General features: G+C 20.3%; 15 protein-coding genes and 1 CRISPR repeat array. Of the genes, 3 read left to right on the forward strand and 12 right to left on the reverse strand.

Annotation, left to right across the window (positions count from 1 at the left end):
• Positions 1 to 40: 40 nt before the first annotated feature.
• The 8 genes from VAMP_RS01555 to csm5 are packed head-to-tail and all read right to left on the reverse strand — an operon-like array spanning position 41 to position 10,090.
• Entirely contained in the window at positions 41 to 646 is a 606-nt protein-coding gene (locus VAMP_RS01555) for a hypothetical protein (protein ID WP_213348510.1), read from the reverse strand.
• A 14-nt stretch (positions 647 to 660) separates the two neighbouring features.
• The gene (csm3, locus tag VAMP_RS01560; RefSeq protein ID WP_213348512.1) at positions 661 to 1,281 is read right to left on the reverse strand and encodes a type III-A CRISPR-associated RAMP protein Csm3; all 621 of its coding nucleotides are present in this window, start codon (positions 1,279 to 1,281) and stop codon (positions 661 to 663) included.
• A gap of 50 nt (positions 1,282 to 1,331) precedes the next feature.
• Positions 1,332 to 3,911, reverse strand: a complete 2,580-nt coding sequence (locus VAMP_RS01565) for a YbbN family protein (protein WP_213348514.1) — start codon at positions 3,909 to 3,911, stop codon at positions 1,332 to 1,334.
• A gap of 32 nt (positions 3,912 to 3,943) precedes the next feature.
• Positions 3,944 to 4,417, reverse strand: coding sequence for a type III-A CRISPR-associated protein Csm2 (gene csm2 / locus VAMP_RS01570; protein WP_213348516.1), 474 nt, complete (start codon positions 4,415 to 4,417; stop codon positions 3,944 to 3,946).
• 28 nt (positions 4,418 to 4,445) lie between these two features.
• Positions 4,446 to 6,941: a type III-A CRISPR-associated protein Cas10/Csm1 gene (cas10, locus tag VAMP_RS06950; protein WP_213348518.1), complete on the reverse strand. Its 2,496-nt coding sequence runs from the start codon at positions 6,939 to 6,941 to the stop codon at positions 4,446 to 4,448.
• Between the two features lie 16 nt (positions 6,942 to 6,957).
• Positions 6,958 to 8,139 (reverse strand): hypothetical protein, encoded by a 1,182-nt coding sequence (locus VAMP_RS01580; RefSeq protein WP_213348521.1) that lies wholly within the window; start codon positions 8,137 to 8,139, stop codon positions 6,958 to 6,960.
• A 5-nt stretch (positions 8,140 to 8,144) separates the two neighbouring features.
• A complete protein-coding gene (locus VAMP_RS01585; RefSeq protein ID WP_213348523.1) occupies positions 8,145 to 9,059 on the reverse strand; it encodes a hypothetical protein in 915 nt (304 codons plus the stop codon).
• A 17-nt stretch (positions 9,060 to 9,076) separates the two neighbouring features.
• The gene (csm5, locus tag VAMP_RS01590; RefSeq protein WP_213348525.1) at positions 9,077 to 10,090 is read right to left on the reverse strand and encodes a type III-A CRISPR-associated RAMP protein Csm5; all 1,014 of its coding nucleotides are present in this window, start codon (positions 10,088 to 10,090) and stop codon (positions 9,077 to 9,079) included.
• Between the two features lie 140 nt (positions 10,091 to 10,230).
• Between csm5 and VAMP_RS01595 the strand changes: the two genes are divergently transcribed.
• From VAMP_RS01595 to cas2, 3 genes are read left to right on the forward strand one after another with little or no spacing between them, the layout of a single operon-like run.
• On the forward strand, positions 10,231 to 11,565 hold the full coding sequence (locus tag VAMP_RS01595; RefSeq protein WP_213348527.1) for a hypothetical protein: 1,335 nt from the start codon (positions 10,231 to 10,233) through the stop codon (positions 11,563 to 11,565).
• Between the two features lie 22 nt (positions 11,566 to 11,587).
• Positions 11,588 to 12,595: a CRISPR-associated endonuclease Cas1 gene (gene cas1 / locus VAMP_RS01600; protein WP_213348529.1), complete on the forward strand. Its 1,008-nt coding sequence runs from the start codon at positions 11,588 to 11,590 to the stop codon at positions 12,593 to 12,595.
• Positions 12,573 to 12,923 (forward strand): CRISPR-associated endonuclease Cas2, encoded by a 351-nt coding sequence (gene cas2 / locus VAMP_RS01605; RefSeq protein ID WP_213348531.1) that lies wholly within the window; start codon positions 12,573 to 12,575, stop codon positions 12,921 to 12,923. The genes cas1 and cas2 overlap by 23 nt, the downstream gene beginning before the upstream one ends.
• Positions 12,924 to 12,943: 20 nt before the next feature.
• On the opposite strand, the gene VAMP_RS01610 is transcribed toward cas2, so the two are convergent.
• The 4 genes from VAMP_RS01610 to VAMP_RS01625 form a co-directional block, all read right to left on the reverse strand.
• Positions 12,944 to 13,270 carry a hypothetical protein gene (locus VAMP_RS01610; RefSeq protein WP_213348533.1) on the reverse strand — a complete coding sequence of 109 codons (327 nt, stop codon included), beginning with the start codon at positions 13,268 to 13,270 and terminating at the stop codon, positions 12,944 to 12,946.
• A 123-nt stretch (positions 13,271 to 13,393) separates the two neighbouring features.
• The gene (locus tag VAMP_RS01615; protein ID WP_213348535.1) at positions 13,394 to 13,732 is read right to left on the reverse strand and encodes a hypothetical protein; all 339 of its coding nucleotides are present in this window, start codon (positions 13,730 to 13,732) and stop codon (positions 13,394 to 13,396) included.
• 397 nt (positions 13,733 to 14,129) lie between these two features.
• A CRISPR array of direct repeats spans positions 14,130 to 15,648; the repeat unit is 35 nt; unit sequence GTAGACTAAAAGCTCGAAATTACGAGCATCGAAAC.
• Between the two features lie 435 nt (positions 15,649 to 16,083).
• Entirely contained in the window at positions 16,084 to 17,340 is a 1,257-nt protein-coding gene (locus VAMP_RS01620) for a M50 family metallopeptidase (protein WP_213348537.1), read from the reverse strand.
• Positions 17,341 to 17,892: 552 nt separating this feature from the next.
• Complete coding sequence (locus VAMP_RS01625) at positions 17,893 to 18,546, reverse strand: nucleoside/nucleotide kinase family protein (RefSeq protein WP_213348539.1); 654 nt, start codon at positions 18,544 to 18,546, stop codon at positions 17,893 to 17,895.
• Positions 18,547 to 18,697 lie beyond the last annotated feature (151 nt).

Below are 18,697 nucleotides of genomic sequence, written 5' to 3' on the forward strand. Positions count from 1 at the left end.
CGCAAATCCTTGTCTAAATCAAGGATTTAGAAATTTTGTTCTACAAAGATGAGGTATAATACCAAACATATCAAACTAATCAAGATTTAAGATATTTTTTTAATTTTAATTGTTTAGTCATAATTGAAAATTCTCATATATATATATATATATTATTTTTTAAAAAATTTTTAAATTTATTTTCATCATATCATATATTATATATTTTATTTAATTTTTGATATGTAGAAAAAATAAATTTATCAGGATTTGGTAAAGTATACAAAATATTTCTATTTCTAATAAATGTAGGACTTATATAATTTATTTTAAATTTTTTAAAATTAACAAAATTAATTTTTTCAATATCAAAAATGTCAAAATCAAAATTTATTTTTTCCAACTCAAATTTTTGTCAATTGATACTAATATTTAAATTTCATTTTGATAATATTTTCTTAAGTATTTCAGAATAAGCATCTTGTCAATTAATTGTAAGTCTAATTTGTAAATGATTATATTTTATATAAGATATTTTCAAAATTGATTTATAAATTTTTTCATCGTCATCAAAAACATTAAGAATAGCACCCAAAAGATGATAATAATATTCTGTATTTCATATCTTTTGTAAAGCTTTAAAATTTAATTTTAATAAATATAACATATTATTTAATTTTATTAATTAGAAACTATTTCTATTCTTCAATTACCTCTACTTCATCATCATCAAATATAAGTTTTTTGTAAATAATCAATTCATTTTACCAAAATATCTTCAAGCTCTTGTTGACTTATTCAATACTCTCATTCATGAGGTAATAAAATTATTTGTCATTCAAATTCTACTCAAGCAGGAACTCTTTCTATATGTCTTGGATTAGCAGTTCATTTCAAAAACCTTGGCACAGTATTTTCCGATTTATCTTCAAAAAAATCAGATTTCATACTTTCAAATTTTTCTTTCCATTCTTCACTAAGATAAAAATCTTCAAATATAATTCTAGAAGATATTTTATTATCTTTGTTTGCCATTCAAAAAGCTTTTGAAACTTCAGTATTAATATCTTGTACAGGATTTCATTTTTCATCAATTTTATTAGAATAATCAATCATTTCTATTAAACTTCTCATTTTTCATTTAATACTACTACCTGGAATATATGGACATCATGTTAAAGGATTTTTTATTACAGATGAATCTATTCATCAAATTTTAAGACCTTGTTCTGATCATCATATATGTAAACCAGTTTTCAAAATTATTTTATATTTTTTAACAATAGGATTTAACATTTTCATATTTTTTTATAATTTATTTATTAAATATTTATTAAAATATTATTTAATTATTATTTAACTATTAAATAATAATTTCAAGTATCTTCCAATAATTCTTTTAATTCTAATGAATCATAATCTATATCTTTTATCATATTATATATTTCATCAATACTATTTGCACTAATATTTCATTGTCTTGAATTATTTTCAAGTTCTGCTATGATAACAAATCATCAATTTTCTACTCAACGAAGATTAAGTGAAATATAATAATAATTTTTTCAATCCAAAGGATCATTAGGTAAACTAGTTAAATATCTAGGAATAAGATAATCTTGTATTTCATTAATTTTAATCATTCAATCACTTTCTGGATAACTTCATATACTAGAATGATAGATTGCCAAAGCTGTTCAAACTTGTCATAAATGTGATAATCTTGCACTATCTCTTTTAGGAGATAAATATTCATAAAAAATATCTTCTGATTCCAAATAATTATCTGGAAAATCTATATTTATATTATCTAAATCTTCATAATCATAATTATATGACATATCAAAATTCATAGATTTTAATCATATATTTTCTCAATATAGAAATGCTATCATTCAATTCATTTCTTCTGATATATTTTCTATATCTATATTTATACTTAATTCATTAATATTTATTATTCATGAATAATCTATTTTCACTCAATTATAATTTGCAATTCATTCAAAATTTACTCATTCATTTTCTTTAATATTTATATCAAAATCTATATAAAATAATTCTTCTTTTATTTTTCAAGAAATATTTATTTTGGATTTTTCTGAATGTAATTCTGATAAATCTAATGATGTTTCAACATATGTTCTATAATCACCTAAATTTTGATTAAGATAATCTTGATCAATATAATTTTGATAATCTAATAATGCTCTTGAATTTGTATCTGTATAATTATCTTTATAATTAAATTCAATTTTATTATTTTCATAATAAAAACTATTTTGTAAATCTGTTGATTTTATATATTCAATTCAATTTTTTGATACTATAATTTCTGTATTTTCATCATCATAATTATATCTTTCATATAAAGAATATTTTCAATTTCCTATATCTTCAACTATTAAATAATAATTTTTAAAATCTCTTTGAAAATCATCTTTTTTAAAATCATCTTCATCTTCATTAATTAAATATAAAAAATCAATAAAATTTTGATTATATAAAAGTTTATATTTATTATCTCATAATTTTTCATAAACTGTAAAAAGTTCTTTATTATTAAGATATTCATATATTTTTTCTTCTTTTTCATTTACTTCATCTATAATTTTTACAAATTCTGACAACTCATATCCTATATTATTATATGCTACATTATTATAGAATTCTTCATTTTCAAATTTTATATATTTTCATAAATTTTCATTTATTTTTTCTTTTATAAGATTATACATTTCTTTTTCTTCACTATACAAAAATTGTTTTAATCAAGAATTCTTAAATTCATTAATTTTAAGATAAAAGTCATTTTTATTTTGTTTTATATCAATATCATTATTTAATGATACATTTTCTTCTAATAAATCAGTTTCAAGATTAGTATTAAGTTTTATATTTCAATCAATTAAATCTTTTGTTAAATCATAATTTAAAATATAATCTAAAATAGAATTTAACTTTATATAATTATCTCATTTTGCATCCAAATTTAAAGATAAATTTCATTTTTCTTTACCTATACCAATAATTCTATCAGAATTTAATAAATTTTCATTATTACTTCTTATAATATTACTTATTTGTTTTGCATCTTTTGCAATACTTTGTTGAAATCATAAAATAACATCATCAAATTCTTTTAATCTATTATTATATTTTTCTTCATAAAAATCATTTTTTTGATTTTCTTCTTTTTGAATTTCTTCATTAAAATCATTAATAATATTATTAACTGTATCTTCACAAGTTTCTTTAATACAATAATCAATTTTTTCTTTTATTTTTTCATCTGTAATTCATACAAATGTTTCATCTCCAATAATAGTAAAAGGAACTCATTCTATAACAACTCAAAGTTGTTCTGAAATTTTATTTATTAATTTTCAATTTTCAGAATTATACCAAATTTCAAATTTATTTATATTAATTTTATCTTGATATTTTTCACTATTTTCTATATTTTCCCATATTTCATTTTGTTTACTACATGCTGGACATCCATCTCACCAAAAATAGTAAACTTGTATTGGTCATTTTTCTAATATATTTTTTTCAATTTCATCTTCAATTTCTATTTCTCATTTATTTTCAATTTTTATCTCTCATCATAAATAATTTATTCTTTCAACAAATCATTCAATAGCAAAACTTATCATCATATAATCTAATTCCCGAAAATTTCTTTTTTGTTTCACTATTTCTAATTTAGAATAGAATTCATATAATAAATCTAAATTATTTGTATTTGATAAAACATTTGTTAATTGTTTTTTAAAGTCATCAAAAATATCTTTTTCTTCTTGATTAAGTTCTTTATACAAATTATTTGTTATCTCTTTATTTTCTTGTATTATTTCTTGTATATTATTTGCAAAACTTCAATTTGTTAATGTTATAAGCATTATTATTAATATAATTATTTTTTTCATTTCTTTTTCTTAGTTTATTAATTAAAAATGTACTAATTTGCTTTTGGATTAAAATATTTATGATAAGCAACAAATACTTCCAAAAAATCTTTAAATTTTTGTTTATCATTTAATTCTTTATAAATTCATTTCAAAAACCTTAAAAATCATTCAGGAAGTAATTTTCTTGTTTCTTGATAACCAACTTTAGCAAACCATATTTGTATTTTAATATTTTTTTGATTTTCATCTCAAGCTCAATAAATTATATCATAATATGTATCATAAATTTTTCTAATTGATGAAGCAGATTTTAGTTTTTCAAAAGAACTTGATACACTTTCAAATCTTTCCAAACTTAAAGAATTTATTAAATCATTTGAATCAAAATTATCTAAATAATTTTTCATAAATATTGATTTATTATAATTGTATGATTTATTATAATTATTATTATATGTTTTATTATTTGAATTTTTATTATAAGAATTATTTCATTTGTCAGAATATCATGGTATATATATCATTTTTTAATTATTAGTTTAATATTTAAAATTATATTTCTCTATTTTCATATATTTGATTTGTCATATTCATAAGTAGTTTATCAATTTCTTTGATATTGTATTTAAATCAATTATCAAAACTATTTTTATCAATTTGTCATATAACTTTTTTTATGTTTTCTATCATTAATTTAGCATTATAATTTTCTTTTACATTTTTATTTATAGAATAAATAATTTTTGCTCATAAATGAACTATTTTATATAATTCTTCTGGATTTTTAGAATTTTGACTTTCAAAAAAATTTCTAATTTCCCAAAGATGATTATATATTCTATATTGTCCTGTGCTTTCCAATCATTCCCAATTGTTTTTGATAATATTAGTTAATTTAATTTCATTAATATCACTTATTTTCATATTATCTTGATATATACAAACTCATCTATAAGATAATTTTTCTTCTTCAATAATATTTTTATTATTTAAATTAGATTTATAATCTTGTTTTGCAGATTTTAATAAATTTTCTGTATCTTCATAAACTCTTTTGAATGGAGTTTTATTTTTGAATATACTAATTCATAAGCTAAAATGTAATTTATCATTATTTGCAATAAATTTTTTGAAGCAATCTTGATAAATATCTGCAAAATTTAATCTATCTTTGAAAGGAAGAACAAAAATAAAATCGTCTCAACCACTAAATACTGTATAGACATCAGGAAAAGTATTTTGTAATAATTCTTGAGTAAATTTTCCAAAAAACAATTCCATAAATCTACTAAATTGAACTAATCTACTTACACTATAAATATCTTTAAATCAATGAGATAAAATAATACTCATATTATCAATATCTCCACAAATCATAGTAAGATAAGATCTATTTTTACTAGCAAGTTTATCAAAAGTTTTTACTTCATCTCATTGTATAGGTACATATAAATTTATTGATTTTCATATTAATAATTTATTTTTTTCTGATTTATCTATATTCCAATCATTAAATAAAACTTTTAAACTTCATTTTCATTCAAAATCTAAATCAAAAACAAATTTATCATTTTCAATAAAATTTAAATATATACAATTATTTTTTACTAATTTTTCACCAATTTCAATTTCTTTTTGACAATGTAAACAAATACTATTATCATAATCATTTTCATCATCGCTATTCGTGTAATTTATTCAACAATGTTTACACAAAACTTTTCAAGACACTTTTTGATAAGAAAAAATTTTTTGTAAATTTGAAACTGAATAAATACTTGTTTTATTTTGTGATAAATCATCAAAAAGTTCTTTGAAAGTATTATTAATATTATTTTTTATTTTAAAAATATTTTTTAATAAAACTTCTTTTTCTATAAGATTTATTTTTAAATCTGTATTATAATTAAGAATAAAATAATTATTTATTTCATTTGCTATATCTTTAATACTAATCTTTTGATCTGCCAAAATTATAAATTTACCACCTGCATTTATAAGGACATTAGCAGGAGATAAATCTAATTTATTAATAATATAATGAATTACTGCTTCTGTAAGCATTTGTACTTTAAAAGATCTAGCTCTAAGTCTTTTTGAAAGTTTTGATTGATTTTTGATTCAATCAAAAATATATTTTTGTATACTAGGAAAATCTCAAGCTATAAGTTTTACTTTTTTTTCAAATACTTTATCTGTATCAGTATTTTCTTTTTCATATTTGAAATCTTGGTATACAAATTTAGATTTGTAAAGAACATTTGCAATTGCAACTACAGTTTTGGTATGGTCATATAAAGAAATATCTCAAATACTTTTGTATGCATCACTTGGAACCATAGTAAAATAATTTTGTAATAATAATTCAAGTTTATATATAAATTCTTTAAATTCTTTATCAGAACTATCATTATTTAAGTTTGATTCTGAAATTAAATTTTTTAAATCTTTTTGACAATTTTCATTAAGTTTTTTGAATCAATCACTTATATCTGTATTTCATATATTTTTCATCAAATTTTGTAAATAAGCATCTTCAAAACTTCTTCCTTTATCCGTTGGAAAAAAAGATTTTATATTTAATTCTCATAAAGATTTTGGTAAATAAGTATATTTAGCTTTATTAGTTTTTGTATCTTTAAAAATATTTTCAAAAATACTTGTAAGTCATATATGTTTTATATTTTCATATTGTTTATCTGTAGCTGTTTCATCTATTCTATCTATTCTTTCATTTGAACTAATATTATCAGCCATATAAACTATCCAAGCTAAATTTTTTGTATTATCATTTTCAAAATTGTAGTTTTTCCAATCTCTTGCATGATGTAAAGATGCAATTAATCATATTTGTTTCCATAAATCATTAAAATCATTATCAAGCATAAACTCAAAAACTTGTTGAGCATGAGCTATTTGATAAGGATTGAATCAATTTTTTGTTTTTGAATTTAAATTTCTATTCTGTCATCATCTTCGCATAAGTTTCCCTAAATCATGAAGATAACTAGCTATTATTATTTTGTACAAATCTATATTTTTATTCATTTATTTAAATATTAATTTATTTAATTAAATCATTTATTATTTTTAATGTATTATCTTCTTTTTCAATTAATTTATCTAAATTTTTTAGATGTACTATAGGAACACCTAAAGTATCAAATAAGGCTTTTCCAATTCTATTTTTTAAATTATATGGTGATGTATATGATTCAATAAAATCATAAGCTTCATTAAACTCTCAATCAATATATTTTGATATCATATATCAGTATACATTTTTAGTTTCTTCTACATCAAAATGTGATATATCATCAATATCAATATCAATATAATTAATTGATACAATTTCTTCTTCAGAAATAACTTTTTCAATAGCATCATCAACAGTATTTTTGAACATATTAAATTCCATTCTAAATGAATTTAAAAGACTCTCTTTATTAATTCTATTCTCTTTAACTATTGATTTTAATTCAATTAAATATTCTTCAGGTATATCATATGTATTAAGTAAAATCTCTATTGTATATATATTATTTTTAATATTCATAACACTAATTAAAATATTTATATATAAATTTGGAGAATCAAAAATAGTTTTTGAAAGATTATAAGCAATATCAATATATTTTAAGCAAGTTCAGTAATCTCAAATATGACAAGAATATATTGCAACTCCAAGTATATTTTTATTTAATTTTTTTACATTATCTTTAAGATAGATAATATCTGTATTAATATTTACTGATTTATCTAATTGAAAATGTTCGTAATCATTTAAAATATCATTAACTTCATAAACAATTTTTTTAAATTCATCATCATTATAATAATAATCAAATATATTTTCATATTTTTTAATTCAATCTTTAATTATATTAGGTATTTCTTCATTTTCAAAAAGATTTTCATAATATTCATAATCAGGATTATAATCACCAAAATCATATCAAAAATATGAATTTTCATAAAAACTAAATATTTTTCAAGGTGTAAATCAATCTTCACTATTATTATCTAAACTAAAAAGATCTCATTCTCATAATTCTAAAAAATACTCATTAATTACATAAAGTCAATTTTCTTCTTTAGGTAAATTTTCTACATAATTGACTAACTCAAGTTTAGAAGTATCATAATCAGGTATATTATGTGATCTATGAAGATAAATAAATCATACTATAAATAATAGTACTATAGAAACTATAAATACAAACAATATTTTTTTAAAAATTTTCATTTTATTTAAAATAAGTATCAAAAGTTAAAGCTATTTTCTATTTTATAATAAGTTCATTTAAGTTTTTCATTTGTGTAAATCAAAGATCATGGATATACAAAATTCATATTTCATTTAAATATATTTTTTTGTGTTGTTTTGGTATTTTTATTTTGTATATCTAAATTTGATTTATTAAGATCAAAAGTTTTTATTTCTTCTTGTGTTGGCAAATAATTATTTAATATATAATATATTCATTCTTTTTTCATATTTTCTATATAATCAAATAATTCTTTTTCTTTATCGTTCAAATCCTCCAATAAGATAGTTTTTATTTTTCAATATCATATTGATTTATATTTCCCAAAACCAACAGTATTAAATATAATTTGCATACTATTATAAAATTTTTGTCGCATATTTTCATCATATATTTTTATATACAAAACTATATTTTCATCAAAATAATTTATATTTTCCAATACATAAGGTGTAGTTTCTCATAAATTAAATCTTGTTGTAAAGTTTTTGAAATGTGAATTTATTTTATATGATGGAATATTTGATTTAAATTTATCTACTAATTTTTTAAATTTTTCAAAATCATCTCACTGAAAAAAATAATCAAAAATATTTTTATCTATAGGAAAATATTTTATATTTTTATTTATTTTTCTATTTGGTTCATTTTCCAAAATATTATCTAAACTTATATTGCTTCAAATTTTTAATTTAGGATTAAAATAAAAAGGTTTTGGTAAATATCATTCAAAAAATCAATTACTAATCAAAAAAGGAGCATTTCAATTATTAAATTCTTGAAAAATATCTTTTAGATTATCAAAATCTAAAGCAAAAATATATCATAATATAGTATCTGATTCTAATTCAGTAGCAAAACCAGATTTAAAATTTAGTTTAATTTTTTTAATTTGCATATTTAATTTATAATAAATTATTTAAATTCTAATAAAAGCCATCATACAGGATTTCAATTTTCATCAAGATATATACTTTTGTCTCAAACTCAAAATGTCCTAGAACTTTTATGATCCATTATTTTTAATCATTTTCTATGATTAAATTTGTAAATATGGTCTTCCAAAATTTCTTCCCAAAATATTTTGTAAGACAAACTTTTTTTGAACATTCAAATTTTAATAGGATATTTTCATTGATCATATAAATCATTTAACTTATCTATAAAATCAATTCTTATTCAAATATTATCTAAAATTTGTTCTTCTCTTGTTATCAAAATATTTGAATAATCTTTTATTTTCTGAATAAAATCATCTCATAAAGAAATATTTTTTTCATTTGGATATATATCAATTTCTATATCAAACTCTCAAGAATTTATAGATTCCAATATTTGCCATATTCAATGTTCTTTACCTGTATTTGCTTTTTTATTTACTCATAATATTTTTTGAATATATTTTTCATAATTTTTTATTTTAACATCATTGAATCATATAAAATTAAATAATTCATTATCTAATTGTTTATTTAGTGAATTAATATATTCTTTATTTTCTATATTTGAATAATCATTATAAAGTTTGTCATATAAAAAAACAGTCCTAAATATTCCTTTAAGAGTACTTCAAGGTATTATAGGAGTATTAGTAAATTTATCATAAATAAATTTTTTTATTTGTCATTGATTATTTTTTTCTTTTGCATTTTGTAAAACTTTGATAGCTTCTTTTTTAATTTCAATTCTTTCAATAATTTCAAAATTTGAAATATCGATTTTATCTTTTATTATTTCTAATCTTTTAAAATCTCAAAATTGAATACAATTTAATACATCATTAAACTTTTCTTTATTATCAATTTTTTCCAACCAATTATTATTTACAACTAATAATTCATTTCATCTTATAAAAAAATCAAATCTTTCATATAATTCTCAATTATTTATATTTATACTACTAAGTATAGAACAAGAAATTTTTTTCATTTTTTAAAATAAAAATTTTAAATATTAATACATTCTAATTTTTTTTTAAAAAAAGTCAAAACAATTTTTATATTTATTTGAATTTAATATTAATTTATCTATAATACTATATATTTATAATTAAATAATTTTTTAAAACAATGAAAAAAGAAAAAGTATTATTAATATGGTCTTTTGGTACTTCTGATATTTACTTGGATGGTAAATTAATAAGAGATAATTTTTTGTCAAAAACAAAAGATATTGCTAAAAATTTTGATACTTATTACAATGAAAAAAGAATTAATATGAGTATTTTAGAAAATTTTGTAAATGAATTTTATAATAATAAAGAAATAATTATTAAGTGAATTTTTACTGACCAAAATTGATTTGAGCAAGATACAATTTATTTACAAACAATTTTGATGAAATATATTCAAAAATGATCTATTTCATCAAAAATTAAATCTGCTAGAGAACATATAATTTTGGATGAAGCAAGAAGATTTGATATTATCAAAAATAAATTAGATTCTTATTTAAAAAATATACCTACAAATATATTTGAAGAAATAATGATAAATAATACTTCTGGAACTAAATGACTTAGTTCTGCTTTACTTTTTTCATCTTTATTGAATTTTGAATTATGAAAATTATCTTTTTATTATGGTGAACAAATAGATAAAGATACTTTATTTATGAAACAATCAAATATTATATATTTTGTACATAAACAAAATATTGATAATTTTTTGGAAAATAAAGATTTTGAATCTTGTATTTCTTATTTACAAAATAATAATTTAATCTCTTCTTTTAAAAAAGAATTTGATTATTCCAAATATATGTTTGCAAGAATTAATGCTGATTATGATAAATGTAAAGAAATTTATAAAAAATGAAATTTAGATTCCAAATTTGCAATTACTAAAAATACTGTAAATAAAATACAAGAAATGATAAATTGAATAATTTTTACTTTTGATAAAAAAAGATTTATAGAATTTTTGGGTAGAATATATAATTTTACTGATGTAGGACTTAGATTTTTTATAAATAAATTTTTTGAAACTGATTTTGAAAGTATTAAATACAAAGATTTACAAGATTTTGTACAAAAATATCCTGATTTGGAAAAATTTTTGAATAATTATAAAGTAAGATTTAATAATAAAGCTTCTTTTCTTAATTGGAATATAAAAAATTCAGATCATATGATAAAAGAAATATGATTTATAAATACTAAAGTAATGTTGTCATTACTTGATTTTATATCTACTAAAAATTGAGAATATAAAAAATATAAAGATTTTTTTGTGAGATTAGAAAAATTAAATGAATATAGAAACAATACTTTGATAGCTCATTGAATGAATCAAGTAAATGAAAAAATTATTTTTGAAAAATATTGATATGATACTATCAAAACTGATTTTATTGATTTATTGGAAAATATAGTTTGAAAAAATAAATTATGGATTGAGTTTTAATTAAATTATAATACACATAAAAATGTTTATATATCTTACCAAAAATTGACTTAATGTAAGCAAAAAATGATGAAAATTAATAATTTATGATATAAATGATGAAAATACACAAGAAACTCCTATTAGTTTGATAGAATGAGTAGTAATATTTGGTAGAGTGCAACTTACAACAGATGTTATTAGAGAATTTTTGAAATGAAAAGTTCCAGTATTTTTCTTATCCAAACATTGATCATATTTTGGAAAATTGGATAGTTTGGAACAAACTAATGTAGAATTATTATATAATCATATCAAAGCAAGTATGGATAGTGATATTTCGTTGAAATATTCAAAATCTATAATTTCATCAAAAATAAATAATAGTATTGTTATGTTGCAAAGATGGACAAGATTTAAAGAAATTTATTGATGTGAAAATAAAATACAAAAATTAAGAGATTTACAAAAAAATATTGCTGAATGTAATAATTTAGATTCTTTGAGATGATATGAATGAACTTGTGCAAGAATTTATTTTGAATGATTTGCAAAATTTGTAAAAGAACCGTTCAAATTTGAATCAAGAAATCGCAGACCTCCGAAAGATCCAGTAAATGCAATGTTAAGTTTGTGATATACATTATTGGCACAAACTATACAAATGATATTGGATATACAATGAGTTAATACTCAAATTTGATTTTTTCATCAACCAAAAGATTTAAGAACTTTATTAGTTTTGGATATGATGGAAATGTATAGAGCTTGGATAGTAGATGATATGATTTTGAAAATTATAGAAAATTGAAAAATTAAATTGGAAAATTTTCAAATAATTGAAGAAAATCCAAAAAGACCTGTTTTGTTAGATGATGATTGATTAAAAATTTTTCTTACAGAGTATTACAAAACTATATTTAAGTGAAAAGATGAAATGAGTATTCATAATACTATGAAAAAACTTAAAACAATAGAAATAAATATAGAAGAATTTAAACAAACTTTAGTAAAAAAAACTTTTGATTATGAGGGTTTTAAGATTAAGTAATGAAAAAATGTATTTAAGTATAAGTTATGATATTAGCAATACTAAAGCAAGAAATAGAATAGTAAAATTGCTTGAAAGTTATGGTTTCAGAGTACAAAAATCAGTTTTTGAAGTGCAATTAAATGAAAGACAATTTAAAATTTTGAAAAAACAATTGCAAAAAATTTTGGATCGAGCCAAAAAACAATATCCAGAAGAACATAATAATGTAGATTCTATAAAATTTTATGTATTGTCAAAAATTTGAGAATGAAGTTTGGATGGTAGAATAGATGGATTATGAAGTGGTTATGAAAAAATTTATTTTGAAGAATTTATGATAATATAACAAAAATATATTTAAATCTATTAATCAATCCAAAAAGTATTTGAACAATAATCACATTTGATGTATGATTCTTTTTTACATTTTTTTTGAATTTTAGCTCAACAATTAGGACAAATAATATTATTTAATTTAGTATTATTTTGTTTTGATGATTTGGTAAAACATTTCAATACAATGTAAGGTGCTCAAAAAAGGGAACTAATAATTAATCGACCAAAAACAACTTCAATTTCAAATCCTTCTTGTCCTGAGATAAAGGCTATAAAAAATAATAAAGAAATAAATAAACAAATATAAAAAGGTATTTGTAAAATAATTAATATTGTATTTTTTATTTTTATTCACATATTATATTTAATTTTAATAATTAAAAGTATAAAAAATATTATTTATAATAAAAATTTATAATTCAATTATTGAAAAATACAAGAAATACAAGAAATAATTTAAATAAAATATATTTAAATCTATTAATCAATCCAAAAAGTGCCTAAACAATAATCACATTTGAGATATGATTTATTTTTACATTTTTTGTGAATTTTAGCTCAACAATTAGGACAAATAATATTATTTAATTTAATATTATTACTTAAATCAGTTTTATTACTTAAATCAGTTTTATTACTTAAATCAGTTTTATTACTTAAATCAGTTTTATTACTTAAATCAGTATTATTACTTAAATCAGAATTATCATTTTTTAATGATTTTTTAGAATATTTCGATATAATGTAAGGTGTTCAAAACATGGAACATCGAATAATAATTGCCGAAACAAATTCAAATATTCAATCTTCTTCTGACATATAGCCTATAAGAAATAATAAAAAAAAATGTATTAGTAATATAACTATAATTATCATTGTATTTTTTGTTTTTATTAATTAAAAGTATAATAAAAATTATTATTTAAAATAAAAATTTATAATTCAATTATTGAAAAATACAAGAAATAATTTACTAAAATAAAAAAATAATAAAAAACTTGCAAAATAAAAATAAATTATTATACTGATAAATAGTCTATTGTGTGATGTATTTTATTAGAAAAATAATAAAAAATGTCAAAAATTTCTCGGCATAGTTTAGAACTGGTGTTTCGTGCTGTTGGAGATGAGTTTTGAGAGAAAAAACAAAAAATTAAAAATTTTCTCGGAAAGCTATCTCAGATAGTAGTTCTAAACTGGTCGTAAAATTGTATCGGTAGACTAAAAGCTCGAAATTACGAGCATCGAAACAACAATTTTGATTTATAAACCATTATTTTTTTTTAAGTAGACTAAAAGCTCGAAATTACGAGCATCGAAACTCTCACTCCCAGATTGAAACCCAGGAGAAACTACTCGTAGACTAAAAGCTCGAAATTACGAGCATCGAAACATAATCTCCTCTCCGGAGATTATAAACCCTTTTATTTCTATCAGTAGACTAAAAGCTCGAAATTACGAGCATCGAAACGGAGATTATAAAACTATTAATTCATATTATATTTTTTTTCAGTAGACTAAAAGCTCGAAATTACGAGCATCGAAACAGTATTCTTCAAGTTTAAATGAGCTTTTTCAGTTTTCTGTAGACTAAAAGCTCGAAATTACGAGCATCGAAACCCTCTTCTAATCAATCTGTTTCATTTATGATAATCATATGTTTATTGTAGACTAAAAGCTCGAAATTACGAGCATCGAAACTCAAACCCAAAATTATAAACAATTTCAAGTTCTTCTGTAGACTAAAAGCTCGAAATTACGAGCATCGAAACAATTTGAGGTTCATCAAATCCAAAATTGTTAATAATTTCAAGTAGACTAAAAGCTCGAAATTACGAGCATCGAAACTCAAGAATATCAGTGTTTAATTCAACTGAGCCAGTCCATAGTAGACTAAAAGCTCGAAATTACGAGCATCGAAACCCAAGACATCAAGCAATTGAGTGCCTTCAAGCACCCAAGTAGACTAAAAGCTCGAAATTACGAGCATCGAAACTATCTGCTGCGACTTCAAAATAAAACACTAATTCTCTGTAGACTAAAAGCTCGAAATTACGAGCATCGAAACTTCACAAGTCTCTAGCCGCTTCCAGCATGTCGGAAGCGACTTCGTAGACTAAAAGCTCGAAATTACGAGCATCGAAACTGACCTTTGATTTATAAATCATTTATTGTTTTTAATATAGTAGACTAAAAGCTCGAAATTACGAGCATCGAAACTCTCATACCCGATTTTCTTCAGGTATAAGAAAAAATAGTAGACTAAAAGCTCGAAATTACGAGCATCGAAACCCTCTTCGGAGATTATAAAACTTTTTATTTCTATCGTAGACTAAAAGCTCGAAATTACGAGCATCGAAACTCTGAAGAGGAGGTTATAAATCATTTTATAATTATCTCTTTGTAGACTAAAAGCTCGAAATTACGAGCATCGAAACAAATAACAACTCTTCAACCTCTTCTACACCATCATTCTGTAGACTAAAAGCTCGAAATTACGAGCATCGAAACCAAAAGCTTTCTTTATTAATTTCAAAGCTTTTTTTGTTCTTTGTAGACTAAAAGCTCGAAATTACGAGCATCGAAACTGGGGACACTTACTTTTATAAATCATTATTATATTTTTGTAGACTAAAAGCTCGAAATTACGAGCATCGAAACCGGTCTCGTCCAAAGACGAAGCCAATAGCTTAATGACTTGTAGACTAAAAGCTCGAAATTACGAGCATCGAAAAAGATTAGATTAAATTTTACTTGACTTTTTTAAAAAAAAATGTATATACAATATACATTCAAAGCTAATTGTTATGGAGGCAAGAAATGTTTTACAAAAAGAAAGATGTTTATGATATTTACAATTCAATCCAAGAAGAGACATTTATACAAAAAATACTTTTTTATGTATTTGTAATAGTGTCTCTTATGGTTTTGTTTTGTGGGTTTTCTTTTTTGGTGTTTCTTACACACTTTATAATAAAAATATTTAATCATATGATTTTATCATAGATTAATAAGTATTACTCTCATGCGGATTTCCATGAGAGTTTTTTTAAATAAAAAATTAATTAAAAAAAATTAATTAAAAATATTAAATTAAATAATTTTTAATTAATCATAAAAAATCTCTAAATATTTTAAAACAAAAAAATAATTATTTATTATTTTTTAAATTATACTGTAATATTAAAAGGATTTACTCACCAAAACCTTGCTAAATCCAAAAAGATTATATAAACTCATAAAGACATAAGTAAGACAAAAAATACTATATTAAAATAATTTTCTATAACAAAATATTTTTCTGGATGAAATTTTCAAATTGATTGAATAATAACTCATACTGCTCTACCTCAATCTAATGCTGGGAAAGGTAAAATATTAAATATAGCTAATGCTAAACTTATAATACCTCCAAAAGCAATATATTGCCAAATAGAATTAGATAAAATCATTTCTCAAACTTTTACTGCTCATACAGGTCATGAAAGATTTTCTACAGCTTCTTTTGCTTGTTTTCAATCAAAAGTTAATAATTTTTGTCAAATATTTCATAATACATGAAAAGTAATTCTTGTTTGTGAAAATATTTCACTGACTCAAGCTATAGATCATTCAATAAATCACATTTGTACGACTTGTAATTTATCAATAAATTCTTCTCATCTTATACTAGGAATAGGATATATTCAAAATTGACATAATTCATTATTTATATTAATATCTGAATAATCTATTATATTACCATCTCTAAGTATTTGCATTGATATATTTTTATTACATAATCATTCTTTTTTAAAATAATTAATATGTGAGTCTTTTTTAAAATAATGAGGAGAAAATTTTAATAAATTAATATCTTCTCAGTTTATTGATAAAATAATATCATTATCTTGTATTCATACTTCTTCTGCAATTGTTCAAGTTGCCAAAAAAACTTCCAATTGAATACTCTCAATTCATCATTCAAAAAGATTATTTTCTTTTACAAATGTATAATCTGGCATTAAATAACTATTTGTATTTATTCATATTTCTCAATCTGGAATTATTCATATAGGTTGTATTCATTTCCAAAAAGCAACTGAAAAAAATAACCAAGCAAAAAATAGGTTAACTAAAACTCATCAAAATAAAATTAATAATTTTTTTCATAATGATTGAGTTATAAAACTATCTTTTGCATAAAAACTTCATTCATCATCTGGATCTTCTCATTTCAACCTTACAAATCATCAAAGAGGTAATCGATTTATTGTATATTCTGTTCATGATTTATCAGTATATATTTTGAATGCTTTTGGAGGTATTCATAGTCAAAATTCCAAAACTTTTACTCAAGATTTTTTGGCAGCAATAAAATGTCATAATTCATGAACTATTACTAAAAACATAAACAATAAAAATCATGCTATAATAGCTATCCACATATTTAATTTAAATTAAAATTATAAAAAACAATACAAAAAAATTTGTACTTAAATATATATAAATATTTTTATATCATAATCAATATATATTTATTTTAAATAAAAATAATGTATAATAAATTTTATGAATTTAATTAATAGGTTGTAAGTTACTTAATTACTACAATTCTCTTAATTTAACTTTTTAAGTCTTACTTTTTGTAATAAAAAAAGCAAACTTAATGAAATAATATATTATAAATATTAAATACAAGTATATAGTGTTATAATTGATCCAAAGATGTTAAAAAAAATCTTATTGAAAGATCATAAAAATCTGATAATTAAGAATTTCATATTCCTATATGACAATTTATCAAAAACAAAACTGATTTTTTTTGAAATTAATAAATTCAAATACAATATATATGTAAAGAAATTGATTAAATAAGACATTTTGAAAAATTACAAAAATCTTGATTATATAATAAAACTATATTCTTCACTAAAGAGAAAAACACTTTTTTAAATTAAAATAATAAATTAAAATAATAAATTAAAATACAATTATTTTTACAATATCTCATTCATTATTTTTTTTGTTATATCTTCTTTTTTCATCATTTCTCAATTTATAGTACAATCAATTTTTATCCAATCATCAAAAATATCTACAATTTCATTTGCTGTTTTACAAGCATTTTTTATATGATTTATATCTTCTTCATGTATATCCATTTTTTTTCAATTTTTTATATAATTTCTATTTTCTTTTTTTAAAACTAAATTTTGACTATTTTCAGGATTTATATTTAAAAATATAATTTTATCCGCTTTTGGTATTCCAAAAATTTCAAATTCAAGCTCATATAACCATTTTATAAATTCTTTTACTTCTTCTGATTTTTTTATTTTACAAGCTTGATGAATCATATTTGCTGATACATATCTATTTGAAATTATATAATCATATTTTCCAAAATCTTTAACTATTTCATTCATTGCATCATATCTATCTATTGCATAAAATATTGATGCTAATTTTGCAGAAACATTTTTTCAATATCATCAATTCAAATACTTTTCTACAAAATATGCAGAATTATTACCATATCTAGGAAAATCAAGAATTAATACTTTTTTTCATTTATCTTTCAATTCTTTTTTTATTAAATCTACTTGAGTTTTTTTACCACTTCAATCTACACCATCAATAACTACAAACATAATAAATTTTAATTTTTTTTAACATTACTAAATCCCTTTCATTATAATTTTTTCTTTCACAAAATCAACATCTTTTCCTCGCCCGGGCGGGAATAAAAAAAACTAGAAGTAATTATTTCTAGTTTTTTAGTAATATTTAATATCTTAAAAT

It is taken from the genome of Candidatus Vampirococcus lugosii, from assembly GCF_018420025.1.
GTDB lineage: Bacteria > Patescibacteriota > Gracilibacteria > Absconditabacterales > Absconditicoccaceae > Vampirococcus > Vampirococcus lugosii.